Raw genomic sequence first — 26042 nt, forward strand, 5'->3', positions numbered from 1 at the left:
TATGGTTATTATATCATGAGTATTGTGCTTGATCGGGTAGGAGCACATACTTATATAGTTTTAGTTCTTGTAGTTTGAAAGGAGTTTATTATGAGTGGGTCTCATGAAAAAAGAAATTTAATTATTGCAGGCCTTATAATTGGTGTTATTGCGGGTTTTCTCGTATTAGCCGGAAATCCAGGTAACATGGGCTTCTGTATTGCTTGCTTTGTTCGTGACACCGTAGGTGCTCTTGGTCTACATCGTGCTGCACCGGTACAGTACATTCGTCCAGAAATTATCGGTCTTATTTTAGGGGCCTATGTATTGTCCATGATTCGTGGCGAACACCAAAGTAAAGGTGGTTCCTCTCCAATTATTCGATTTATTCTTGGTTTCTTTGTTATGATTGGTGCTTTGATGTTCCTCGGTTGCCCAATTCGTATGATTTTGCGACTTGGTGGCGGTGACTTAAATGCTTTGTTCGGTATTGCTGGTTTTGCTGGTGGTATTGGGGTCGGTACAATATTCTTGAAAAAAGGCTATTCTTTACAACGAACTTACGCATTGAGTAAGTTAGAGTCTGCTATGATGCCTGCCATCCAAGTTGGGCTATTAGTGTTAGTAGTAACTGCTCCGGCATTTATCTTATTTAGTCAAAAAGGACCAGGCGCTATGCATGCACCTTGGTTAATTTCATTGGCAGCAGGCCTTGTGGTAGGTGGCTTATCTCAATTTAGTCGCCTTTGTACCGTTGGTGGTTTTCGGGATTTATTCTTGTTCAAAAAATCCATTCTTATCTTTGGTTATTTAGCGGTTCTCATTGGTGTATTCGTTGTGAATATTAGCTTTGGTAATTTCCATCTTGGCTTTGAAAACCAACCAATTGCACATACAGATGGATTGTGGAACTTCCTAGGTATGGCGCTTGCAGGTTTCTGTAGCGTATTGCTTGGGGGTTGTCCATTACGTCAATTAATCATGACTGGTGAAGGTAATTCTGATTCCGCTGTTACAGTGCTTGGCCTTGCGGCTGGCGCAGCATTTGCTCATAATTTCGGCTTAGCTGCCTCTGGTGCTGGTCCTACACTAAATGGTGAAATTGCTGTAGGTGTTGGCTTTGTGGTAGCGTTCATTATTGCTGTACTTAATACAAAACGTTCAAATGCTTAGCCTGCAGATGGTTAACTTGGAAATGTTTAGATCATGTATGGTATGATCAACATATAGTATGAATGTATTTTACTATTTTATTCGTTATTGATAGCTAGAATTGAGTGTCTATGAAATATATTGCCACTTTTTACTCTCATTTTGGAGCGATTCGCTTCAAGCGTGAAGCCCCAGAAGGGGTAACTAATATAGAACTACGTCCTGTACCACGGAATCTTAGTTCGTCCTGTGGAACGAGTGCTTCCTTTGAGGCTGATGAAAGTTTTACTTTCATGGAGGATCCTACAGAGGAAATTGAACAAATAGTGGCTGTTACAGTTGAAGGTTATAGAACTATATTTGAAAGCTCAAATGAGTAAATTATATAGACTGTTTGGTTCAGTATTGATGCATAGTTGGTATGATTCGAATTCTCTTTCTTAGTTTATTACGATAGCCATTAATCTCTTTGATAAAATAGTAGAAGTGCATTTTGATGCATTGTTAAGTGTGGTTTATAAATATATAATTTTTATAGATAAATATATATAATTTATTAAAAGATTATAGATTTTTTTCGAATAGGACTATAAAAATTAGATGAAGTATTATATAATAATATCTACAGTATGTATTACAGTAGAACAGTAAAATAAATCCATTGATAATGTACGCTACTATTGCAGTATTATACAATTAGTATTAATGATAAGGGAGATTGTAAGACTTTGAAAAGAGTATTAACCTTAACATTAGCCGTGGCCATCGTTGCCGGTGGCTATATGTTTGAGGCTAATGGGGCGGGAGAACAACCTTCTAAACAGGCACCATCTATATCTGAGATAAATATATATACGCCAAAAGAGCTTAATGCACGTCAGAAAGACTTGGTTGAAATCGGCCGCTATACTGCGTCTGGTGATCAAGGTGCATTAAAGAGTGCAATTGCATCTGCTATTGAGCGAGGCACGTTGACGCCACAAGAGGTGAGTATTGCCATTCGTCAGCTTTACTCTGCTGCGGGCTTGAAACAAATGAATGCTGCTTTAGCTACATTTGATCAATTACGTGATGAACGCCCTGAGTTTGGCGATGAGTACGAAAAATTGGTACCAAAGCAAACAGGACTTAGTGCTTTATTGGGGAATGGCACTAATGGGGCACCTTTAACAAAGCCGAAAGCTGAGGAAACAAAAGAGGGGGTTCAATATAATACGTTCCGTATGAAAAAACCAAAACCTCAAAATCGTAATCGTTCACGTTTAGGTAAATTGGACCGTGAATTGGTCGCTGCGGCAGCACTAGGTACTCGAGTTGGTAAAAATAATCTTTTTACTGCAGCTGAAAAGAGTTTATCTGAACTTGGCTTAAGTCAATATCAAATTGAAAATTTAGAAGCTATGATTTTCCAATAAAATGTAGACCTACTTCTTTCGGAAGTAGGTCTTTTTTTATGGCTTCTACTTTCACAGTTTTAATGATTAGGGTTAAATCCATAGAATGTAATTGACGTTTGAGGTCCCCTTTTCTATAATTAATAAGATAGGTATATGACCTGTAATAATAAATATAAACAAATATAAATATATTATTAAAAATAGATGTAAGGAGAAAGTATGCGCCTTCGTAGAAAACCATGGATTGATGAAGCTATCCACGAATATGACTCTCACATCATTTTGTCTGGCCAAGAAGAGTTTAAAGGCAAGTGGCGTGAATTATTTGAACATCCTGAGTACCCATTATATATGGAACTAGGGACGGGGAAAGGTCGCTTTATTGCGGGGATATCTGAAGCGTATCCAAATGCTAACTTCGTAGGTTTTGAAGTACAAATGGGTGTTATCTATTATGCAGCACAAAAAATCTTTGAAGGAGAGCGAAACAATGCAAAGGTCTCTCTATTTGATATTGCAGGTATCGAAGAGATAGTGGCACCTGGAGAAGTTGATCGTTTCTATATTAACTTCTGTGATCCTTGGCCTAAGGCTAAACATGCAAAACGCCGCCTTACATATCACACATTCCTCGATCGTTATGCCCGCCTTTTGAAAGATGGTGGAGAAGTTCACTTTAAGACAGATAATGAAGGGTTGTTCATGTTCTCTCTTGAAGAGTTTAAAGCGTGTGGTTGGGAGCTTAAAAATGTAACGTATGATTTACATAGCACGGACCTTCCAAATGTAAAAACTGAGTATGAAGAGAAATTTAGTAAAAAAGGACAACCTATTTTTCGCTTAGAAGCAATTAAGCCAAAAGTTCAAAAGGAGGCTTAACATGCAAACACCGAATAAGGGGGATAGTCGGTGGGGCTCACTCTTTAAAAATGATTTACAAGGTATGCTCTTACCTATTCTTCTCATTACAATTATAGGCAGTGTAAATATCTTTAGTGCTACGTATATCAGCTCTATCTATGAAAATACGGGATTATTAGGATACTTTTTAAAACATATGACATTCTTGTTCTTGTCTATGGCGGCAGGTGTTATATTGTATCGTTACGATTACCGTCAGTTACAGAAACCTCACATGTTGCAAAGAATTATGATTGCTACACTAATTGGTATGATTTTGGTTCTTGTGATTGGTGCAGTCATTAATGGTGCACGTCGTTGGATTGTTATTGGGCCTGTATCGATTCAACCTTCAGAATTTGCGAAATTGGCTGCCTTGATATGGACGTCGGCTAAATTGAGTACCATGCGGAAATGGGGAAAACCAAAGCATACTAACCCTCTCATTAATTTACAAGGTTATTTTAGTGAACGTATAAGTTATATGTTGCCAATGTTAATATGGCCAATTATATTTGCAGGCTTAACAATCTTGCAACCAGATATGGGCACGACCGTATTGATTTTTGGCTTTTCCTTTGTGCTCATTTACTTAGCGGGCTTTGATGGAAAATTCTTTGGCGGAGCTTTTGTGATAGCTGGATTTCTTGGCTTTATTGCAGCTCGTATGTCGCCATATCGCTGGGAACGTATTCAATCTTGGTTTGATCCTTGGCCTCATGCGCAGGATATGGGGTATCAAACAGTTCAAGGGCTGTTGGCCGTAGGTTCTGGCGGTATTTTAGGCGAAGGCTTTATGCAAGGTACATCAAAGTATTTTTACTTACCAGAAGCACATACGGACTTTGCCTTTGCTGTATGGGCCCAAGAAATGGGTTTCATTGGTGCAGTCTTTGTTGTCGTTCTGATTGCAGCTTTTACCTATTTTGGGTTCCGCATTTCTAATAAGGCTCGTGATGAATTCGGGAAATGGTTAGCAATGGGCATAACATTGCTTATCAGTGGTCAGGCCTTGTTTAACATCGCCATGGTATGCGGTATCATGCCTGTAACAGGGGTACCATTACCGTTTGTTAGTTATGGTGGCTCTTCATTGTTGATGAATTTCATGGCTATTGGGTTGTTGGCAAGCATTGGTCGTCGTAATGTAGAAGGGGTAAAACAAGTTGGTACAGCTGAACCATTACCATCTTTGCGTGAAGAAACACAAAGTCGTTTCAAGCCTTCTGCTACGGCTCGTACTAATAAGACAAATATGCCTGGACCGTTTAAACCACGGCCTTCTAAAAAGTCGACTCGTAGGTAGACTAAATTTGAACGTTAATATCTAACTTATGTATCATAAGATGAATCTATTTGTGTAAATTCATAGAGTATATTTAAGTATTGTACTATATGAACTTAGCATCGTTATATTGTGTGTAAGGAGAAACGATGAAAGATTATATTGATATTCAAGAACGCCCATCATGGGGCCGAATGTTACCACTTAGTTTTCAACATTTATTTGCCATGTTTGGCTCTACTGTATTGGTACCGTATTTATTAAAAGTAGACCCTGCAACAGCATTGTTTATGAATGGTATTGGTACATTATTGTACTTATTTGTGTGTAAGGGTAAGATTCCTGCATATCTTGGTTCTAGCTTTGCTTTTATTGCGCCTGTAGCAGGTGTATTATCTGCTGGTCTTGGCTATGAAGCAGCAAAGGGCGCCTTCGTTGTATTTGGTCTATCCTTTGTGATTTTATCTATTCTCGTTCGTTATATTGGTACTCGTTGGATCGATAAGTTATTCCCTCCAGCAGCGATGGGGGCTATCGTAGCTATTATCGGTTTGGAATTAGCGCCAGTAGCGATGAGTATGTCTGGCCTTATTGGTAATCAAGATTTAGGCATGAGCCACAGCCAAGCTATTTTTATCTCTATGTTTTCCTTAGTTGTTACCTTGCTTGGTACTGTTGTGTTCCGTGGCTTCTTAGCTGTAATCCCTGTTTTGATTGGCGTTGTTTCCGGCTATATCTTGTCTGCCTTCATGGGAGTTGTTGATTTCTCTGCTGTAGAGGCTGCTCCTTGGTTCTCTTTACCACAGTTCTATGGCATGCCTGTATTTGATATCAATGCCATTATTATGATTATGCCAGCACTCTTTGTAGTATTTGCTGAGCACGTAGGTCACTTAGTTGTAACGAGCAACATTGTATCAAAAGACTTGATGAAAGAACCAGGTCTACAACGTTCCTTGCTAGGTGATGGCCTTGCGAACATCCTTTCTGGTCTCTTTGGTGCCACACCAAATACGACATACGGTGAAAATATCGGTGTCCTCGCTATTACTCGTTGCTTTAGCGTATGGGTAATTGGTGGTGCTGCAGTTCTTGCGATGATTATCTCCTTTGTAGGTAAAGTAGCAGCTCTTATTCATGCTATTCCAGTTCCAGTTATGGGTGGTGTATCCGTTCTCTTATTCGGTATCATTGCAGCATCTGGTTTGCGCATGCTTGTAGAACGCAAGGTAGATTATACAAACCCTGTTAACATGATCTTAACATCTGTTATCCTCGTTGTAGGTCTTAGCGGTGCAGAACTTGCTGTAGGTCCTGTTGTATTGAAAGGCATGGGTCTTGCTACTGTAGTAGGCATGGCAATGAGTATTATCTTATTGATCCTTCAAAAAACAGGCGTTGGTAATGACCAATTGAAAAAAACAGAAGTATAATTTAATTCAAGTCTATTAATGAAATAGTATCTTAAGATGATAACTTCTAATAGAGGACAACTTCTAATAGAGGATAACTACAACATTAAAACTTTGAACTAATATACTTTATAAACAACGACTACTGAATCAGGTGTAATCTGTGAAAGTAGTCGTTTTCATTTTTCTTTATAATTTATTCTTTATATTGTATAATGAATATATAAGTTGCATAAAATTAATTATAGAGAGGAGGGCCTATGGAGTTTTTAATTTGGATGGCTATAGGGATCGCCCTGATGGCGGTAGAACTCGTTGTACCGGGCGGTATTTTAGGACTCATCGGTTATTGTGCATTTCTTTGGGGCGTTTTTGTAGCTCTTGGAGAAGGAACGGTAGCGCTGTATGCAGTACTAGGATTAACGGCCTTACTAATTGTCCTTATCATCGTGTTCTTTAATCACTTTGAAAAGACTTGGATAGGCAAATTGTTTACCTTAGGGCAACGATCTACGACAAAAGCTGGCTATGTATCTAATGATGTATTAGATGACTTAGTTGGTAAAGAAGGCGTAGCTCATACTACACTGCGCCCTGCAGGTATTGCTAAAATTGATGGTAATTTGGTGGATGTTGTGACCGAAGGGGACTTCATCGATGCCGGTTCACCTATTGTGGTTCTGCGTGTTGTAGGCGGCCGCAATATTGTTAGAAAGCGTGATTAAGCTTTCACCACATCGTCGTATATAATGGAGGTTATTATGGATGTAGGTATTTTAGTTTTGATTCCCATTCTACTGATTGGGATTATGGTGTTCTTGTATGTTGTGCCATTAGGCCTTTGGGTATCTGCTCTTGCAGCGGGCGTTAATGTTGGTATCTTTACACTCGTAGGTATGCGCTTGCGTCGTGTAAATCCATCCCAAATTGTAATGCCTTTGATTAAAGCTAATAAAGCAGGCCTTGATGTAAATGTAAATCAGCTAGAAGCGCATTACCTTGCAGGTGGTGACGTTGACCGCGTCGTAGATGCGTTGATTGCCGCTGAACGCGCATCTATTCCTTTGACATTCGAACGTTCCGCAGCTATTGACCTTGCAGGTCGTGACGTATTGGAAGCGGTTCAAATGTCCGTTAATCCTAAAGTGATTGAAACACCAATCATCTCTGCAGTGGCAAAAAATGGTATCGAACTCAAGGTTCGTGCTCGTGTAACTGTACGTGCTAATATTGACCGCCTCGTTGGTGGTGCTGGTGAAGCGACAATCATCGCCCGTGTTGGTGAAGGTATTGTAACAACTGTAGGTTCCTCTGAAGAGCATACAGATGTACTAGAAAATCCAGATCACATCTCTCGTACTGTATTGGGTAAAGGTCTTGATGCGGGTACTGCATTCGAAATCTTGTCCATCGATATTGCGGACGTAGATGTGGGTCGTAACATCGGTGCTCAATTGCAAACTGACCAAGCAGAAGCGGATAAGAAAATCGCTCAAGCTCGTGCGGAAGAACGCCGTGCCATGGCTGTTGCGACAGAACAAGAAATGCGTGCAAAAACACAAGACATGCAAGCTAAGGTTGTGGAAGCACAAGCTGAAGTACCTAAAGCATTGGCAGAAGCTTTCAGAAACGGTAATCTTGGCGTTATGGATTACTACAATATGAACAATATTATTGCAGACACTAAAATGCGTGAAAACTTAGCAGATAGTGAATAGGAGTAGCTATGGACTCTATTTTGTCTTCTGTGCTATCTATCTTTTCGCATAACCCTATATTTGTTCTAGGTATCATCGCGTATATTGCTTTTTCGATTATAAAAAGTAAGAATACAGAAGAGTCTGAAGAATATGATGAGTATGAAAGCTCTGGTGGCGGAACTTGGGAAGATATGGAGCGCGAATATGGCATCTCCATAGAACGCAAGGTAGATGAACCCTCTACGGGTGATTTGTCTAAGGTTGATGACTTTTATCGGGATTCTTATGAAGATAAACCGATTGTAACTCAGCAACCAGAAGCTCCATCGCAAACTATGGAGGACATACATTTCAATGAAGAGGCTGCAGCAGCTCAACGAGATATTGAAGCCTTATCAATGAAAAGTTCCAGTAGCACTCCGAGTTATACTATCAGTAAGACTCGCTTAGATAGAGAAGCTGTTACGGGGCCGACCTTAAGTGAAAGACTAGCTGAGTTTAAACGAGATAAAGCAGCTAAAGAGGGACGAGTTCTTGTTGAAAATGTAGGCATTACAACCGCGTCTACTGCTCTAGCTACGACTTCAACTCGCGATCGTAAATCTAATCATGCTTTAAAAGAGGGCATGAAATGGTCGATCATTTTAAGTAAACCTAAAGCTCTTGAACGTAGATACCGCTAATGAAGCAATCTATTTATAAGCGTATAAACTAATTATGGTTTTATTAGAACATAAATAATAACGGATTGTGCACTGATGTGGTATAGCAACCATACTGTCACATATCATAATGTGGGGTATATAATTACATATTGAAAGAGGTTCCTATTGGTCACCTATGTGACTATTAGGAACCTCTTTTTTATTGTTTTTTCCTAGTGAAACTTTCACAATAATAGGGGAAGGAGTTCGTTCATAAGGAAAGGTAAAATTATGTATCGAAATGTGCGTGTTATACCAAAACAGCTGTTGCAGCAATTATATATAGAGAAACAATGGAGCGTTCGCGATGTGGCGGATTATTTTCAATGTAGTGTTGATACCATCATGCGCCGTATGAAAGCGTACGATATCGAACGGAGGCCTCTGAAGAAAGAAATCAATATGGTTCATGTACAAGCTTTGTATGAGACCGGTAAGTGGTCGCTCCATTCATTAGCAAAGCGTTATGATGTGTCTATTACGACGATGGCGAATCGCTTGAAGGAATATGGATTGGTTTGTCAGCAATCAAATAAAAACGTCTCTATAGATGTAGTACGTATATGTAGGTCTTATAAAAGTGGAAATAGTACAGATGCCATTGCTCGTATGTATGGTATATCGCGATGGAAAGTTCACCATGTATTGCGGCATATGGGGAATTGCTTACTTCCTAAAGTTCGAAAGCCTATGCGCGTAGAAGAGATGGCTTATTTATATATTCATCATCACATGAGTACAGATGACATTGGACTGGCTTATGGGATACGTGGTTCTACAGTGGCGATGTATTTGCGAGAGCAAGGTATAGAAATAAGGGCAAATACTCTTGATCTAGACGAAAATAAGATTAAAAAACTCCGTGCACAAGGTTATGGAGTTGCAAAGATTGCACAGGTGATGGGATGCTCTACCTCTGCTGTGCGAAAGCGTCTAGCTATGAAAAAATATATCTCTCCTTGATGTAGTGTGGTAGATACTATATACTTAAATTTATACAATGATGGGAGGAATATTATGCTCGAAATTATATCTGCTTTAACACCGTTTTTATTACTGGGCTTAGTGGCTGCTGGTTTATCTCGCCTTTCTGGGGTAGCCTTATCTATGGTTGTAGTACCAACTTTATTGATTTGGGGTGCAACTGCGGTTGACGTAATCGCCTTTATGTTGCTCTTTGTGGTGTACAATAACTTCACTATGGAAACACAAGATATTCGTTTAGATTATAAAGATCTTGTTTTATTCCCTAAATGGCGCTTGTGCATTCCCTTCATTTTGAGTTTGGTAAGCGCGTTCTTTGTTCCTGCTGCAGGCATTGCTGTTTTTATGGCTTGCTTTGTTTTAGAGTTATTGGCTACTGTGTATAAACGCATTCCTGAAAATAAACGACCTCGTTTACAGCGCGTAATAGTAGCATCGATTTTGAGTGCTGTTGCAACAGCTGTAGGTGCTTATATAGGTCCTAAAATTCCTAGTGAATTCTATTTTGTCTGTGTAGGCTTATCCATTTTAATCGTTACGGACTTTGCATGGTATGCCGGCAAGCATAGAGATGCTTTTAGAAGCGTATGGGATAGCATTTGGGCTGGTTTTAATATATTCTTAGGCATGTTTGGCGTAGAGGCTTCATATTATCCAGCTGCACTTACGCGATCTATTCCAAATCCAATGGATCGCATGTTGCCTATGGTTACTGTAGTAGGTGGCTATGCAGGCCTTATGGTAGTATTCGGCTTTTATAACATTTTTTCTATACCGTCTTTGATTACAGCTATTGGTGCTGCTATAGGGATACGCCTCTTTGGTATGTATGAATTTCCTCGGAATGGCAGTTTCTCTTATTTAGCAATCGGTTTTGCCGTGGCTGCTGTAATTTGCTTGTATCTCGTATCTCCGACACCAGTTGGTTTTGATCATATTAATACCTTAGTTTCTCAACCAATTGGCCAATAATAATAGATAATGTAAGTCTGTTGATATATTTTAATAAGTTCTTTAGTTGCTTTCACCTAGGAGCTAATTGGATTATAATGTGTGATATATCTCATATATTGTATTGAAAATTAAGTTCATATTAGAATGTGAAAGGAGTTGATGCTATATGGCAGAAACAATTGAAACAAGACCATTCCCTCCATTCTTACCAAAGAAGGCAACAGTCATGATGATGGGCACATTTCCTCCAGAACAATCAAAACGTGCTATGGAATTCCATTATCCAAATTTCCAAAATGATATGTGGCGTGTTTTTGGCCTCGTATTCTTTGATGAAAAGGATCATTTTAGAAATGGTGAGGAAAAAGCGATGGATCCTGAGAAGATTAAAGCCTTTTTGTCTGAAGCTGGAATTGCATCTTGTCCTACTGTTTTGAAAGCTATTCGCGAAAAAGGGAATGCATCTGATGCATTTCTTAAGGTCGTTGAACCAGTTCCACTTGCGGACGTACTGGAGCAAATCCCTGACTGTAAGCATATTGGTACAACAGGCGGCAAGGCTACGGAGATTTTATTGAGCCTTTTACCAGAAAAGGTTAAATTACCTAAAACTGGTGAAACAATTCCTTTTGTATTTAATGGTCGGGAATTGACATTGACACGTTTGCCATCTACATCACGTGCCTATCCGTTGAGCCTACCGAAAAAGGCTGAAGCGTACAAGAATTTCTTCAAAGCTTGTGGTCTAAAAACAAAATAAATATTTAAAGTAGCACCTTTAATAGTTGGCTTTGAGTCTTTTGGTCTCATCTGTCGCTATTGAAGGTGCTTTTATATCGTAAAAATATATGAGGTATTAAAATGGAAATTAATGCATATTTATTGTGAATATGTAGTTTGTTATAAATAAAATTGATGAGATATATAATATTTTAATTCTTGTTTTTTATAATGAGAGGTTTATAATTAACCGTTGTCGCAAACTGGTTGACAATAATTTAAAAAATGGAGTTGATAATATGGATAAGGCTAAGGAGGCCTTGTGGACAAAATCCTTTGTCCTTGATACTTTGATTAATTTCTTAGTATTTTTAATTTATTATTTATTAATCGTTATTATTGCGGTTGTAGCAAAAGATAATCTTCATGCTACGGCTAGTCAAGCGGGACTTGCTGTTGGTATATATATTATTGGCACCGTTGTAGCCCGTTTGTTGGCAGGGCGGTTTATCAGTATCCTAGGGTGTCGCAAGATGCTCTATTTAGGGTTATTGATTTACTTGATTTCAACGGCTATGTATTTCTACACACCTAATTTACTAATGCTTGATAGTGTTCGTTTCTTAAATGGTTTTGCTTATGGTATTACATCTACTGCTACAAGTACTATCATAGCTGCTATTATTCCTACGTCACGCCGTGGGGAAGGGATTAACTATTATGGTTTATCTACCTCTCTAGCAGCTGCAGTAGGGCCATTCTTAGGTATCTTGATGCTTCATAGTCTTGGTTATGATTTCATCATCGCATTCTGTGTTGCACTTATCATCCTCTGTGGTATTGGCTCAGTAATCATGAAATTTAATGAACCTAAACTTGGTATCGAATCTGAAGCACATAAGGGCATTAGAATCTCGGACTACATTGAACCACGGATGAATTCAATCAGTCTTGTTTCCATTCTAGTCGGTTTTGCCTACTCTGGTGTTATTGGCTTTATGGCAGCCTACACAAAAGACCTAGATCTTATTATGGCAGGTACCTTCTTCTTTGTTGTATATGCTGTAGTTATTACTATAACAAGACCATTGCTTGGCATTGTGTTTGATATGAAAGGGGAAAACTTTGTTCTTTATCCTTGTTTTGTATCCTTAGCACTTGGTATTTTCTTATTATCCATCGCTCACTCCACATGGCTTGTGCTTTTATCGGCTGTGTTTGTTGGTCTTGGATATGGTACATTTATGTCCAACGGACAAGCTGTTACTGTTAAAATAGTACCTGTTCATCGTATTGGTGTTGCTACATCCACATACTTCATTGCCTTGGACATGGGGCTAGGCTTTGGCCCCTATATTTTAGGTGCTGTTAAAGAGGTTGTAGGTTATACTAGTATGTTCCATGTAACCGTTGTTGTGGCGCTCCTTGCACTAGTTGCTTATTATTTATTATATGGTCGTTATGTGGGGACTGAAAGAGATCTTTCTTTAAAAGCTCGCGCTGAAGAGGAAGAAATTAGAAATCGTAAGCGTAATAATAAGCTTGCGTAATATGTAAATTAAAAGGACTATACGAGCCTAGGCTCGTATAGTCCTTTTGGTTATCTACTACTGCTTTGCTAATGCTATTATTTTTCAATATTTACAATATTAACGATAACTTCAACAGCTTTTTTCATATCATCGATACATGCGAATTCATGACGGCCATGTAGGTTTTCTACGCCTGTAAAAATATTTGGTGTAGGAATGCCCATGAAGGAGATTTTGGATCCATCTGTGCCACCGCGAATAGGATCACAAATAGGTGTAATCCCAGCTTTTTCCATTGCTGCTTTGGCTACATTTACACATTCCATATTATCTTTGATGACATCGTACATGTTGTAGTATTGGTCTTTTACAGATACTTCACATACTTCACGACCATATATTTCGTTCAATGTTTGACCTGCTTGTAAGAAAAATGCTTTTTTCGCTTCAAACAATTCCTTATCATGGTCGCGGATAATGTAGTTCATTTTACCGGTATCTACTTGTGTTTCCATGCTCATGAGCATAAAGAAGCCTTGGCGACCGCAGGTGTGTTCAGGAACAGCTGCTCCTGGTAATAAAGCGTCAAATTGCATAGCTAGTTTAGCACAGTTAATCATAATGCCCTTGGCTGTTCCTGTGTGAACAGAAACGCCTTTAAGGATAACGGTACCGCCTGCGGCATTAAAGGTTTCGTATTCGAGTTGACCTAGGCTTTCACCATCAATAGTGTAAGCATAGTCTACAGGGAATTGTTTAACATCGAAGTGGTCTGCACCAGTACCGATTTCTTCGTCTGGACCGAAAGCACACATGATTTTACCGTGTTTGATTTCTGGATGAGATACGAGATAGGCGAGAGCTTCCATGATTTCACAGATTCCAGCCTTGTCGTCACCACCGAGGAGTGTTAAACCGTCAGTTACGACTAAAGATTTGCCAATGTAATTTTTTAGATTTGGAAAGTCGGCACGTCGGGTGAAGATTTGGTGTTCTTCGTTGAGGCAAATATCACTACCATCATAGTTTTCTACGATACGAGGTTTAATATTTTCTGCATTATAATCAGCTGTATCCATATGGGCAATGAAGCCGATGGAAGGAGCTTTCTCATCAGTGTTAGCATGTAATGTGCCGATGACAAAACCATTTTCACGATTGTAAATAACCTCATCTAAACCTATTGCCTTTAAATCGGGAACGAGCACATTCGTAGCAAAGTCTACTTGAGTTTGAGTACTAGGAATGGTTGTACTTTCCTCATTAGACCGTGTATTTATGCTCGTATAGCGTACAAAACGTTCGACCATTGATTCCATAATGAGCCTCCTCGTAAGTAAACATACGTGTTATACAGGGCAGTATACGATACCGTTACATAATAATAGAGATTCTTAATATACTTTCATTGTAGAACAGGGACGCCAAAAATGCAAAATAATTATTTATAGAGGGTGTATTGTTTTATTCGCATAGTGCATAGAAAACCATTGAACCATGTGTAGTACCGTGTTAGTATAAAGGTGAATAGTTATACGTTTGTACTTTTTCTGTGAGGAGGTTTTACTATGTCGGACGAGGTTCGTTCCATTCCACCCATAGAACCGGTGTTAGATCCTAAGAAAGATTACGTAGAGATTAACTCATATGTAGTCTTCTGGGGCTTGTTCTATGCGGCAGTTTTCACACTGGCTGTTGGCTATTTATGTTTGAAAATCGGTCAAACAGTAGATGCTTTTGCACCAGTATCTGTACTTGCTATGGGTACAGCAGTTATTTTAAAGCGGCAAAATGCTTTTGCCGAAACGGTACACATTCAAGCTATCGCTAGTTCTAGTACGAACACATTAGCAGGGGCTATGTTCTTTTTGCCAGCCCTTTACATCTGGAATGTAACAGATGTATCCTTTGTACAAATGGCGATTCCTATCATTCTTGGCGGCGTTTTAGGTGTTTTATTATGCGTTATGTTCCGTCGCTATTTCGTTGAGGAAATGCACTATGTGTATCCGTTCCCAAGTGGTCGTGCTGCAGCGGAAGTATTGATGAGTAATGAAGGTAGCAAAGCAAAACTTATGCTTGGCTCTGGTTTAATTGCTCTCGTGTATGACTTTATTCTTAATAGTTTGGGGTGGTGGCAAGAGGTTATTCGCACTGCTACCTTTAAGTGGGGGGCAGCCCTTGCAGATCAAACTAAGCTAACCGCAGCGGTAGATACTGATGCAGCATTGCTTGGCCTTGGTTATTTTACGGGACTTCGCTATGCGGCTATCATTGCAGCCGGTTCTTTCTTCTCTTGGTTTGTATGTATTCCGATTGTGTACTATTTAGCGCCTGAACATATCATGCAAATTGGCGGCCATGCAGTTCCATTAGGGGAGGCCCCAATTCGCAAGGTATTCCTTGATTATGTTCGTCATATTGGTATCGGCATGCTCGCTATGGCAGGCATCATCGGTCTAATTACAATGTCTAAAGTGGTAGCAAATGTTGTTAAAAATGCAGTGCTTGACATCTTTAGTTCTAAAACTGTAGATGTTAATTTGCTTCGTACACAACGTGACGTACCTACATCTTGGATTGGTGCTGGTATCTTGTTATGTACAGTTTTATTTGCAGCATATTTCCATTTTATGTATGCTGAAAGCTTCGGACAAACAATTGTAGCGTTCTTAATCGTTCTTATTATGTCCTTCCTATTGTCTGTAGTGGGGATTAGCTCCATCGCTTATACAGGTACAGAACCGGTTTCAGGTATGACAATCTTTATGATTATTATCTCCGCTGTATGCTTAACCGCAGCAGGTATGACTGGTAAGGTCGGTATGATAGCAGTCCTCATGATGGCATCCTTTATTGGTACTACTATTGGGATGGCTGGTAACTTCATGTCTGAGCTTAAGGTGGCACATATGACAGGTGCTACACCTAAGAAAATGGAACAATGGCAAATCGTTGGTACTATTCTTTGTGCCGTACTTTCTGTAGGTGTTATGATTCTTTTGAACGATGCTTATGGATTTGTAGGAGATCACGCATTAAATGCACCTCAAGCGAACGCTATGGCTGCCATCATTGAGCCAATGATGACTGGTGGTAGTGCTCAATGGCCTCTATACATGGCTGGTGCATTATTTGCAATTATCTTGTGGATGGTAAGAGTTCCACCGTTGGCATTTGCCTTGGGCACATACTTGCCAATGGAAATTAATACACCATTACTTATCGGAGGTTTGATTGCGTATCTTGTACAAAATAGTACAAAAGACAAAGAATTGGCAGATCTTCGCTTCTCCAAAGGTAGTACAATTGCCTCTGGTCTCGTAGCTGGTGGTGCTATTGGCTCCTTGTTTAGTGCAGTGCTTCGTATTGCAGGTGTTGATGTATTTGCTCAAGCTTGGGTAGAAACACCTGAAGCGACATATCTCAGTATCGTAATGTATTTATTACTCTGTACGTTCTTGTACAAGGTAGCTATGTATATAAAAGCTAAACATGCTAAATAAATTACATACTATATATCCTAAATGAATTGAATAGCTTATTTATTCTATAAATAACCAGGAATCCTCCATTTTGGAGATGACCGCCTTTATCAAGTTTCATCTATGCTTGGTAAAGGCGGTCTTTTTATATACTTAGGAATGTTATTTTCGATATAGCTAAAAACTATATCAATTCAATACCTATTGGTATAGTTGGATTTATTGACCCGTACTATATCGAATGTTATCATAAAACTATAATACCTTTAGAGGTATTATTTTTATTATGCTCATAAGTGTAAGTATAGATATATTAGTTGATTAAGAAGAACTCTGTTTCTAGATAGAACAGAGAGAAGTAAGGATAATAATATGAAATTTAAGAAAATAGCAGCTCTATTAGGGGCTTTCACCATTGCTAGTAGTTTATTAATCGCAGGCTGTGGTCAGGAGGGGAATAGTCAGAAGGCATGGCGCGTAGGTACTGATGCGACCTATGCACCATTTGGTTTTAAAGACAAAGATAGTGGTAAATTAGCTGGATTTGATATTGATATTATCAATGCGATTGCAAATGAAGAGGGTATAGAAGCAGATATTCAAAATCTAAACTTTGATGCGCTTTTACCAGCATTACAAAGTAATACCATCGACATCGCTATTTCGGATATGACTATTTCTGAAGAACGAGCAAAATCCGTTGATTTTAGTAAACCGTACTATATTGCAGGTAATGGTCTCGTTGTGAACATAGATAACACCAATATTAATAGCTTTAAGGATCTAGAAGGTAAACGCATTGGTGTATCCATCGGCTCTACTGGTGCAGAGATTGCTAGCAAGATTCCCAATGCCGATGTACATCAGTTTAATATAATTGTCGATGCGTTCTTAGAATTGCAAAATAAAGGCGTCGATGTAGTTATCAATGATACACCAGTAAACGAATATTATGTTAATGGTAAGGGCAAAGGTATCGCAAAGGTTACTGGAGAGGACTATGATGCGGCACCACTAGGTATTGCTGTGAAAAAAGGCAATACAGAATTGCTTAACAAAATCAATGATGGTTTGGCTAAGATCAAAGCAAACGGTAAATACGCAGAAATTTATAAGAAATGGTTTGGTAAGGAGCCTCCAGCAGAGGTATTAAGATAGTTTGTAGATAGTACCAGAATGTATTATTTGATATAATATGCTAGGTAAGCCTCGTGTTATAAGAGGTATGTATAGAATGGGTGGTATGATGGCTAAACGAAGTGCATTTTTAGATATTATTAAGGAAAAGGGCGCCCTCGTCTTAGATGGAGCTTTAGGGACCGAATTAGAGCGTTATGGCTGTGATATTCAACATAAGTTGTGGTCTGCTAAGGTTCTCATGGATCAGCCAGATATCATTAAGAAAATACATATTTCTTATTTAGCTGCGGGTGCCGATATCATTCAAAGCTCTGGCTATCAAGCGACAGTAGCAGGCTTTAAAGGTTTAGGTTATGGAACGGAAGAAGCGATAGAGCTCGTTAAACTATCTGTTCGTTTAGCCGTGCAAGCTCGTAATGAGTTTTTAGAAGCAAAGGCGAGTGGGGCGCTTACATTGCATGGTATTAAGCTCGGTGAAGAGACTCCTGAGGGGGTTAGATATTTTTCTGAAGGTGCTTTACCTAAACCGTTGGTGGCAGCCTCTGTAGGACCTTATGGCGCTTTCTTGGCTGATGGCTCTGAATACCGTGGTTATCCTGATGTGCAAACAGAATATCTAGAGATATTCCATATTCCACGGCTAGCATTATTCTGCGAAGAACATCCAGACATATTATCCTTTGAAACTATACCGTCTTATGCTGAAGCGATTGCTATTGCGAGAGCTATGTCTGATCCATTTACATCAAAAGGTATTCCCGGATGGATTGCTTTTTCCTGTAAAGATGGGCACCATGTTTCTAGTGGCGAAACCATTATTAAATGTGCACAAATGATCGATAAGGTACATCCTATTACGGGGATTGGCATTAATTGTAGTAAACCGGAATATGTAGAATCATTGATAAAAGATATCCGTACCGTTACAGATAAACCAATTGCTGTATATCCTAATCTTGGTGAAAGCTATGATAGTAAAACTAAAACTTGGTATGGCGATGCTGCATCATTTGTAGACTACGTTGAGGTATGGCGAAAAGCTGGAGCTGAAATCATTGGTGGCTGTTGTAGAACGACACCTGAAATTATCGGTGATATTGCAAAGAAAATTCACAACTAATATAGTGTGACATACAAAAAGCTATTCGAGTATAATTCGAATAGCTTTTTCTTTATATGCAAATAAAAAAGCAGTGCGAAAGCACTGCTTTTACTATGGCGGAGAGACAGGGATTTGAACCCTGGGTACGGGATAACCGCACACATGATTTCCAATCATGCTCCTTCAGCCGCTCGGACACCTCTCCATGTATTCTGTTGTGTAACAGGTACTTGTATAGTATATGAAAAAGTTAGATTTATGTCAAGCAAAAAAATAGTAGAATTATTGCATATTTACAAGGCTTTTAAAATATAGTATTTGATCTCAATAAATGGATATAAACCAAAAAACATAGCCTGGTTTTAGGCGTATAAAATCTAGTATATAAAAAGAAAAAAGCCGCCTAAATAGGCGGCTCTTGTATTAGGTATTAGAATACGTCTTTAATTTCAGCAGCTTCAATGGATGCTTTGATATCGTCTGCCATTTTTTCAATTAATGGAAGATCTTCTTCTTTCAAAGAGGATTTGATATCTAGTGGTTCGGAAACGATTTCAATGTCTTTGAAGTCATTTTCGAAATGGGAAACCATTGTTTTCATCGCAGCGGAAGCCCAAGAGTGGTTACCGATGATGGATACCTTATGGTTTTGGAAGTTAAGGGCTTTTAATTCATGGATAAAGTTTTCCATAGTAAGGTATAGATTCAAGTTATATGTAGGTGCGATAGTTACCAAGTTAGTATATTTCCAAGCATCGGAGATGATGTAGGAAGCATTAGTTTTGGAAACATCGTAAATTTTGATATCTGTAACGCCACGTTTGGAGAGTTGTTTAGCCAATTGTTGAGCAATAGCACGAGTATTGCCATACATGGAACCAAAAGCGATGACAACACCTTTTTGCTCGGCTGTATAGCTGGACCAATGTAAGTATTTGTGCGTGATATATTGGATAGATTCAGGGGTGCGCCAGATTGGACCATGAAGTGGAGCAATGCGTTTGATATCAAGGCTAGAAATTTTGCGAAGTGCATTTTGTACTTGCGGTCCGTATTTACCAACGATATTTGTATAGTAACGGCGAGCTTCTTCTTCGTATGTAGCTACGAAATCGGTTTGATCAGCAAAGATATTACCATTAACTGTACCGAATGTACCAAAAGCATCTGCAGAGAACAATGTGCCTGTAGATTTTTCGTATGTACAAGTTACTTCAGGCCAGTGAACCATAGGCATAGTGTAAGAAACCAAAGTATGTTTACCTAAACAGATTTCATCGCCTTCTTTAATTTGATGGTATTGTTCTGGTTTTGGAGTGTTATAGAATTGCTCAAACATGCGGAATGTTGTAGCATTACCTACCATTTTACAATTTGGATACCGTTCCAATGTTTCCAATAATGTTTGGCAATGATCAGGCTCCATATGGTTTACGACGATGTAATCAAGTTCACGACCATTTAAGAGGTGAGTCAAGTTGTCGAAGTACTCTTCGCGAATTTCAGCATCTACGGAGTCTACCACACAAGTCTTTTCATCGTCGATGAAATAGCTGTTATAGCTAACACCATTTGGAATAGGGAATAAGTTTTCGAAACGTTCTGTTGTCCAGTCATTACTACCAATCCAGTAGATATTATGAGTCATTTTCTGAGCACAATGCATAATAAAATCCTTTCTTAACCCACACTAGGTATGTATAGCTTTACATGAGAACTCATGTCTGTAAATATAGTATCAATTTATAATACTAATATTTTCGAAAAAAATCAATATTGAAAAAGCCTACTTGAAGAAGTAGGCTTTCACATGAAAGTTCATAGTGACCAATTATTTGAAGTATTTTACACCAGATGTAAAGATTGGCATTTCTAATTGGCCAGGAATATTTTTGCTGATGCCTGCACCACAGCGTTCGGAGTGTGCCATTTTGCCGAATACGCGACCATCAGGGCTATAAATACCTTCGATAGCAGCTACAGATTGGTTAGGATTGAAGTGACTATCCATGGAGGCGATACCATCAAAGTCTACATATTGTGTAGCGATTTGGCCAGTTTTATTGAACTCCAACACTTGTTGAGGAGACGCTATAAAGCGACCTTCGCCGTGAGAAATTGGTACCGTGTAAATTTCTCCAGCTTTAGCATCACTCATCCAAGGGGACTTTGTGGAAATAACTTTCGTATTAACCATGCGAGATAAGTGACGACCAATAGTATTGTATGTCAATGTAGGATGATCTGCAGTTAACGTTTCAATATGTCCACCAGGTAACAAGCCTAACTTGATGAGCGCTTGGAAGCCGTTACAAATACCTAATACAAGGCCATCTTGTTTATACAAGAGGTTTTCTAAACCTTCTGCAAGGTATGGGTTGCGGAAGAGGGTGGCTATGAATTTACCAGAACCATCTGGCTCATCACCAGCACTGAAACCTCCTGGGAACATAAGAATTTGAGACTCTGCTAATTTAGCTTTGATTACGTCGATAGATTCTTTTAATTGTTCTGGAGTTTGGTTGCGAATGAGCACGATATCTGTTTCTGCACCAGCTCGTTCAAAGGCACGAGCAGAGTCAAATTCGCAGTTTGTACCAGGAAATACTGGGATGAGAACTTTTGGTTTTGCACCTAAGGATGTGCTACGAGGCTTAGCGTGTTGGTCATGGATGTAAGCGACTGCTTCACCAAAGCCGTTTGATGCGTACATTGGGAAGATATCGTTTAGAGGTGCTTCATAGGCCGCTTGTACTTCTTTGAGCGATACGGATTGACCTTCCCATTCGATAACAGGTGTGGCTTGGGTTACGCCGATAACTTTCACATCAGGTAATTCTAAAAGATAATTAACAGCCGTAATATCTACTTCAACGATGAAGGAACCAAGGGCTGGTTGGAAGATACCACGTTCAGCGTATTTATCGAATTTAACACCGATATTGTTGCCAAGGGCCATTTTTGTGACTGCTTCAGGAATGCCGCCTTGATCAACTACATAGGCAGAGTAAACGCGACCTTTTTCAATTTGTTCTTGTAGTGTATCGCAGTTTTCTTTGAATCGATCCCAATCAGGGGTGTCATCGTATGTACGAGGTACATCGAAGAATACGAGGCGGTGATCTACGCCTTTAAGGTCTTGGCTCACGATATTATCTACATGAGCTGTACCAACTGCAAAGGATACGAGGGTAGGGGGAACGGTAAGATCCATAAATGTACCGCTCATAGAGTCCTTGCCGCCGATAGCGCCGATTTCAAGTTCTTTTTGTGCTTTATAAGCACCAAGTAAAGCTGCTACTGGCTTACCCCAAGATTCTTTAGAGTTGAGGCGTTCAAAATATTCTTGTAATGTTAAGTATGCGTCTTCTCGGCGACCGCCAAGAGCTACTAATTCTGCTACAGATAAAAGTACTGCATATTGCGCACCATGATAAGGGCTCCATGCAGATAACTCAGGCACAAAACCATGAGTCATAATACTAGCCGTTGTAGTTTCACCGTTTAGAACCGGTAATTTAGCAACCATGCCTTGGGTAGGCGTTTTTTGGAATTTGCCACCGAATGGCATGAGGACTGTATTGGCGCCCACAGTGCTGTCAAAGCGTTCTGCTAAGCCTTGTTGGGATGCTGCATTTAAATCGGATACGGCTGCGATCCATTTTTCCTTGAAGTTATCTGCACTAGCTGAACCACGTAAGAAGTAGGATCGATCTGTAGGTGCTTTTACGATAGCTTCTTGTTGTTGACTAGCACCATTTGTATTTAAAAAGTCGCGGCTAATATCTACAATTGCTTCGCCATTCCAGTTCATAACAAGGCGATTTGTATCAGTTACCTCTGCCACAACTGTACACTCCAAGTTTTCTTCGTCGCAGTATGCTTTGAATGCCTCTACATCAGAAGCATCGATGACACAGGCCATGCGCTCTTGGGATTCAGAGATGGCTAACTCTGTACCATCGAGGCCAGCATATTTTTTAGGGACTAAGTCGAGATTGATTGATACACCATCAGTTAGTTCACCGATAGCAACAGATACACCACCTGCACCGAAGTCATTACAACGTTTGATAAGTGTCGTTACTTCGCCACGACGGAATAAGCGTTGGATTTTGCGCTCTGTAAGAGCATTGCCTTTTTGGACTTCTGCACCGCATGTGGAGAGAGATTCAACGGTATGTTCTTTAGAGGAACCTGTAGCGCCACCACAGCCATCACGGCCAGTTTTACCACCTAGCAATACTACCACATCGCCTGCAACTGGTACCTCACGGCGAACTTGGTTGCGAGGTGCAGCACCGATAACTGCGCCGATTTCCATGCGCTTTGCTACGTAGCCAGGATGGTAATATTCTTTTACTTCACCTGTAGCAAGGCCGATTTGGTTGCCGTAAGAGGAGTAACCACGAGCTGCTTCTTGGGTGATCTTTCTTTGTGGTAATTTGCCTTCCAATGTATCTTCAAGTTTTGTATGTGGATCGCCAGAGCCTGTGATGCGCATAGCTTGGTATACATAAGCGCGACCACTCAATGGGTCGCGAATGCAACCACCTAAGCAGGTAGCTGCGCCACCAAATGGCTCGATTTCAGTAGGGTGGTTATGGGTTTCGTTTTTGAATAGTAACAACCATTCTTCAGTCTTGCCATTTACATCGACAGGGACGATGATTGTACATGCATTGATTTCATCAGATTCATCGAGATTTGTAAGTCCTCCAGCGTGGCGCAATTCTTTTACAGCCAATGTAGCCATGTCCATGAGGGAGCGAGCTTTTTTCTTAGTCGTGTAGAGCTCAGCACGGCCTTCCATATATTCTTCGAGGGCTTCCTTTATAGAGCCTGTAAAGCGACTGTCTTCAATAGTGATATCCGTCAATTCTGTCATAAAGGTAGTGTGACGGCAGTGGTCAGACCAATATGTATCAAAGAGGCGAATTTCTGTAATCGTAGGATCGCGGTGCTCCACCTCTGCGTATTGTTGTCTAATCATTTGAAGGTCTGCCAATGTCATAGCAAGGCTATAGTTCTTGATGAGAGCTTCTAAATCATCATCGCTCATCGTAGTAAATCCATCGATTGTTGCCACCGGTTTTGGATCTTCTAAATCGAGAGCTAAGGTGTTTGGCACGTCAAGGCTCGCTTCGCGGGAATCAACAGGGTTAATGTAGTATGATTTGATGACATTTTCCTGTTCTTTTGTGAAAGTGCCGTCGATAGCATATACGCGAGCGCAACGTACGATGTGGCCAGATGTAAGGGTGAGCATAGAAATACATTGCTCTGCGCTATCAGCACGTTGATCGTATTGACCTGGCACATATTCAACAGCAAATACAAAGCCTTGTACACTTGGAATTTCTTCTAATACAGTATCTACAGGAGGTTCAGAAAAAATTAAATTTTTAGCAGACTCTAGATCTTTTGCATCTAAATTTTCGATGTCGTATCGCTCATAGATTGTCACATCTGTAGCAGGCATAGATAATTCCTGTTGTAAGGTTTGTAACATGCGTTGCGCTTCTAGGTTGAAAGATTCTCGTTTTGTTACGAATAATCGTTGTATAGCCATTGTAGCCTCCTGTAATGTATATAATTCCCTATGGGATATTGACAAATTAAGTATAGTCGGTCTAGACTTATAAGTAAAGATAATCTTACTAATGAAAAGATTAGAAATACTAATAAATATGAAAAGTTCATGAAGGTCATAAGACCTAACTTTCATGAAGATTTCTACATATTCATTATATATTGAGAGTCTATAGTTATAATAAGGTAATGATATGTGTATTTAAAAGTAAGACGTTACTATTAGTATATAACAGAGGTGAATAAAATGGCAGTATCTGCAGATTTATATAGAACCTTTCTAGGGGTAGGCTTATATTTATCTTTTTCCCGTGCCGCAAAAGAATTAGGCGTGTCCCAATCCGCCATCAGTCAAAGTATTAAACAATTAGAAGGAGAACTTAATATGCCTCTCTTCGTGCGTACTACAAAATCTGTAGGGTTCACGCCAGAAGGTAAAGAATTGTTTGATACGGTAGCTAAAGCTTTCTCTATTCTTGATAATGGTGTTACCCAATTACAAGAACGGGTTAGCCAAGCTTATGAAAGTTTAAATTTGGCTGCCACAGATACTTTGTGTCGCCATTTCCTATTGCCTTATTTCCACAAATGGCAATTAAAAGAAAGTGAAATTGGCTTACATATTATCAATCGTCCGTCTCCTGATTGTGTAGAATTAGTACTCAATAAAGAGGCGCAATTAGCTGTGGTTAATGATTATGAGGGCTTGAGAGATAATCCTCAGCTAGAGGTAACTACGTTAGCTACCATTCAAGACGTCTTTGTTGGGGGCCCTGACTATAAAGGGGCAGGATTCTTTGATCAAGGGCGCCTTCTTAACGAGCCTATTTTACTCTTGCATAAAGGCTCTGCTAGTCGTACATTCTTTGACGATGTAACACATGGTGCTTGTCGTAAGCCTCGCTTTGAATTGGGTAGCGTCGATGTATTACTAGATCTTGTAGAAATCAATATGGGTATTTCCATGTTGCCTAATCATGTGGTACAACAAAAAATGCAAGAAGGGACTATTGTGCGCATCGATACAGATATTCCGGTACCAACACGCGACATTGTGCTTGTGCGTTCACGTTTGGTTCCTCAATCTGAAGGGGCTGCAAGATTTACGTCCTTACTAGTTAATCGTGAAAGTACTCGAGATAAAGTTTTATAAGAAAAAGACATGTTTAAAGACATACTTTAGGAAACTTTCTTAAAGTGTGTCTTTTTATATATTAGTGTGAGTTTTACCGTGCTATATTATATTCCTATAAAGCAGTTGAGTTATATAATTCATATATGAAATATTTAAGTCTTATTTGCAATGATATTTATGGGTTATATTATAAGACTTTTACTAGATATAGGTTGACCCTAAGGGGTTGTTTACGTTAAAATTTAAAGATAGTTATGCGGAGGTATGAGCACATGGAATTATTAAAAGAACGCATTCGTGAAGAGGGGATTGTCCTCAATAATCGAGTGCTGAAAGTAGATGGGTTCTTAAACCATCAAATCGATCCACAATTGTTTAAGGCGATTGGTAAAGAAATCGCGGATCGTTACCGTGATGCAGGTGTACAACGTATTGTTACCATCGAAGCATCTGGTATTGCGTTGGCGTTGATGGCCGCGCTTGAACTAGACGTACCATTGGTATTTGCGCGTAAGAAAAAATCCATCCTTATGGTAGATGATGTATATCATAGTGTTGTGTACTCTTATACAAAAGAAGAGAATTATGATATCACTATTTCTAAAAAATTCTTGCCAGCTGGTGAAAAAGTGTTGATTATCGACGATTTCTTGGCGTCTGGTGAGGCGGCTATGGGCCTTGCTAAGTTGGTTCAAGACGCAGGTGATGAAGTAGTTGGCATGGCGATTGCTATCGAAAAGTCCTTCCAACCTGGTCGTGAACGCTTGGAAAATGCGGGCTACCGTGTAGAGTCTTTAGTTCGCATTAAAGAATTCAAAGATAATGGTTGTGTGTTTATCGAAGACTAATTAGTCTGATTATTGTTAGAG

At 39.5% G+C, this 26042-nt stretch carries 21 protein-coding genes and 1 tRNA gene; 18 read left to right on the plus strand and 4 right to left on the minus strand.

Annotated features, from left to right (window positions below):
- Positions 1-90 precede the first annotated feature (90 nt).
- The 13 genes from yedE (at position 91) to E7L28_RS04030 (ending at position 12737) form a co-directional block, all read left to right on the plus strand.
- A complete protein-coding gene (gene yedE / locus E7L28_RS03970; RefSeq protein WP_101928943.1) occupies positions 91-1152 on the plus strand; it encodes a YedE family putative selenium transporter in 1062 nt (353 codons plus the stop codon).
- Positions 1153-1262: 110 nt separating this feature from the next.
- Complete coding sequence (locus tag E7L28_RS03975; protein WP_101928944.1) at positions 1263-1511, plus strand: DUF3343 domain-containing protein; 249 nt, start codon at positions 1263-1265, stop codon at positions 1509-1511.
- Between the two features lie 348 nt (positions 1512-1859).
- Positions 1860-2546 (plus strand): carboxymuconolactone decarboxylase family protein, encoded by a 687-nt coding sequence (locus E7L28_RS03980; RefSeq protein WP_021147750.1) that lies wholly within the window; start codon positions 1860-1862, stop codon positions 2544-2546.
- A 201-nt stretch (positions 2547-2747) separates the two neighbouring features.
- Complete coding sequence (trmB, locus tag E7L28_RS03985; protein ID WP_316692160.1) at positions 2748-3407, plus strand: tRNA (guanosine(46)-N7)-methyltransferase TrmB; 660 nt, start codon at positions 2748-2750, stop codon at positions 3405-3407.
- Between the two features lies 1 nt (position 3408).
- On the plus strand, positions 3409-4734 hold the full coding sequence (locus tag E7L28_RS03990) for an FtsW/RodA/SpoVE family cell cycle protein (RefSeq protein WP_316692159.1): 1326 nt from the start codon (positions 3409-3411) through the stop codon (positions 4732-4734).
- Between the two features lie 128 nt (positions 4735-4862).
- Positions 4863-6146 (plus strand): uracil permease, encoded by a 1284-nt coding sequence (gene uraA / locus E7L28_RS03995; protein WP_287499181.1) that lies wholly within the window; start codon positions 4863-4865, stop codon positions 6144-6146.
- 239 nt (positions 6147-6385) lie between these two features.
- Positions 6386-6850 carry an NfeD family protein gene (locus E7L28_RS04000; protein WP_060923822.1) on the plus strand — a complete coding sequence of 155 codons (465 nt, stop codon included), beginning with the start codon at positions 6386-6388 and terminating at the stop codon, positions 6848-6850.
- 36 nt (positions 6851-6886) lie between these two features.
- The gene (floA, locus tag E7L28_RS04005) at positions 6887-7843 is read left to right on the plus strand and encodes a flotillin-like protein FloA (RefSeq protein ID WP_129823811.1); all 957 of its coding nucleotides are present in this window, start codon (positions 6887-6889) and stop codon (positions 7841-7843) included.
- 8 nt (positions 7844-7851) lie between these two features.
- Positions 7852-8508, plus strand: a complete 657-nt coding sequence (locus tag E7L28_RS04010) for a hypothetical protein (RefSeq protein ID WP_316692183.1) — start codon at positions 7852-7854, stop codon at positions 8506-8508.
- Positions 8509-8760: 252 nt separating this feature from the next.
- On the plus strand, positions 8761-9492 hold the full coding sequence (locus tag E7L28_RS04015; protein WP_119562270.1) for a sortase: 732 nt from the start codon (positions 8761-8763) through the stop codon (positions 9490-9492).
- A gap of 54 nt (positions 9493-9546) precedes the next feature.
- Entirely contained in the window at positions 9547-10485 is a 939-nt protein-coding gene (locus tag E7L28_RS04020; protein WP_039965362.1) for a hypothetical protein, read from the plus strand.
- Positions 10486-10633: 148 nt separating this feature from the next.
- A complete protein-coding gene (locus E7L28_RS04025; protein WP_008602839.1) occupies positions 10634-11227 on the plus strand; it encodes a DNA glycosylase in 594 nt (197 codons plus the stop codon).
- Positions 11228-11450: 223 nt separating this feature from the next.
- Positions 11451-12737, plus strand: coding sequence for an MFS transporter (locus tag E7L28_RS04030; RefSeq protein ID WP_155086384.1), 1287 nt, complete (start codon positions 11451-11453; stop codon positions 12735-12737).
- A gap of 77 nt (positions 12738-12814) precedes the next feature.
- Here the strand turns inward: E7L28_RS04030 and pepT are convergent, their stop codons facing one another.
- The gene (gene pepT / locus E7L28_RS04035; RefSeq protein WP_004693751.1) at positions 12815-14038 is read right to left on the minus strand and encodes a peptidase T; all 1224 of its coding nucleotides are present in this window, start codon (positions 14036-14038) and stop codon (positions 12815-12817) included.
- 249 nt (positions 14039-14287) lie between these two features.
- On the opposite strand from pepT, the gene E7L28_RS04040 reads away from it, so the two are divergent.
- The 3 genes from E7L28_RS04040 (at position 14288) to mmuM (ending at position 18464) form a co-directional block, all read left to right on the plus strand.
- The gene (locus E7L28_RS04040) at positions 14288-16225 is read left to right on the plus strand and encodes an OPT family oligopeptide transporter (RefSeq protein ID WP_004697976.1); all 1938 of its coding nucleotides are present in this window, start codon (positions 14288-14290) and stop codon (positions 16223-16225) included.
- A 351-nt stretch (positions 16226-16576) separates the two neighbouring features.
- A complete protein-coding gene (locus E7L28_RS04045; RefSeq protein WP_004693747.1) occupies positions 16577-17362 on the plus strand; it encodes a basic amino acid ABC transporter substrate-binding protein in 786 nt (261 codons plus the stop codon).
- Between the two features lie 76 nt (positions 17363-17438).
- Positions 17439-18464: a homocysteine S-methyltransferase gene (gene mmuM / locus E7L28_RS04050; protein ID WP_083791386.1), complete on the plus strand. Its 1026-nt coding sequence runs from the start codon at positions 17439-17441 to the stop codon at positions 18462-18464.
- A 96-nt stretch (positions 18465-18560) separates the two neighbouring features.
- Here mmuM and E7L28_RS04055 read toward each other — a convergent pair.
- From E7L28_RS04055 to E7L28_RS04065, 3 genes are all read right to left on the minus strand, one after another.
- A tRNA-Ser gene (locus tag E7L28_RS04055) sits at positions 18561-18651 on the minus strand.
- Between the two features lie 225 nt (positions 18652-18876).
- On the minus strand, positions 18877-20112 hold the full coding sequence (locus tag E7L28_RS04060; protein WP_004693743.1) for an FprA family A-type flavoprotein: 1236 nt from the start codon (positions 20110-20112) through the stop codon (positions 18877-18879).
- A 165-nt stretch (positions 20113-20277) separates the two neighbouring features.
- Entirely contained in the window at positions 20278-24018 is a 3741-nt protein-coding gene (locus tag E7L28_RS04065; RefSeq protein WP_316692093.1) for a phosphoribosylformylglycinamidine synthase, read from the minus strand.
- A gap of 267 nt (positions 24019-24285) precedes the next feature.
- Here E7L28_RS04065 and E7L28_RS04070 point away from each other — a divergent pair, with 267 nt between their 5' ends.
- On the plus strand, positions 24286-25191 hold the full coding sequence (locus tag E7L28_RS04070; RefSeq protein WP_316711451.1) for a LysR family transcriptional regulator: 906 nt from the start codon (positions 24286-24288) through the stop codon (positions 25189-25191).
- 254 nt (positions 25192-25445) lie between these two features.
- Positions 25446-26021, plus strand: a complete 576-nt coding sequence (locus tag E7L28_RS04075) for a xanthine phosphoribosyltransferase (protein WP_004693737.1) — start codon at positions 25446-25448, stop codon at positions 26019-26021.
- The last annotated feature ends 21 nt before the right edge of the window (positions 26022-26042 follow it).

Origin of the sequence: Veillonella parvula (assembly GCF_032575955.1) — a bacterium.
Classification (GTDB): Bacteria; Bacillota; Negativicutes; order Veillonellales; family Veillonellaceae; genus Veillonella; species Veillonella parvula_J.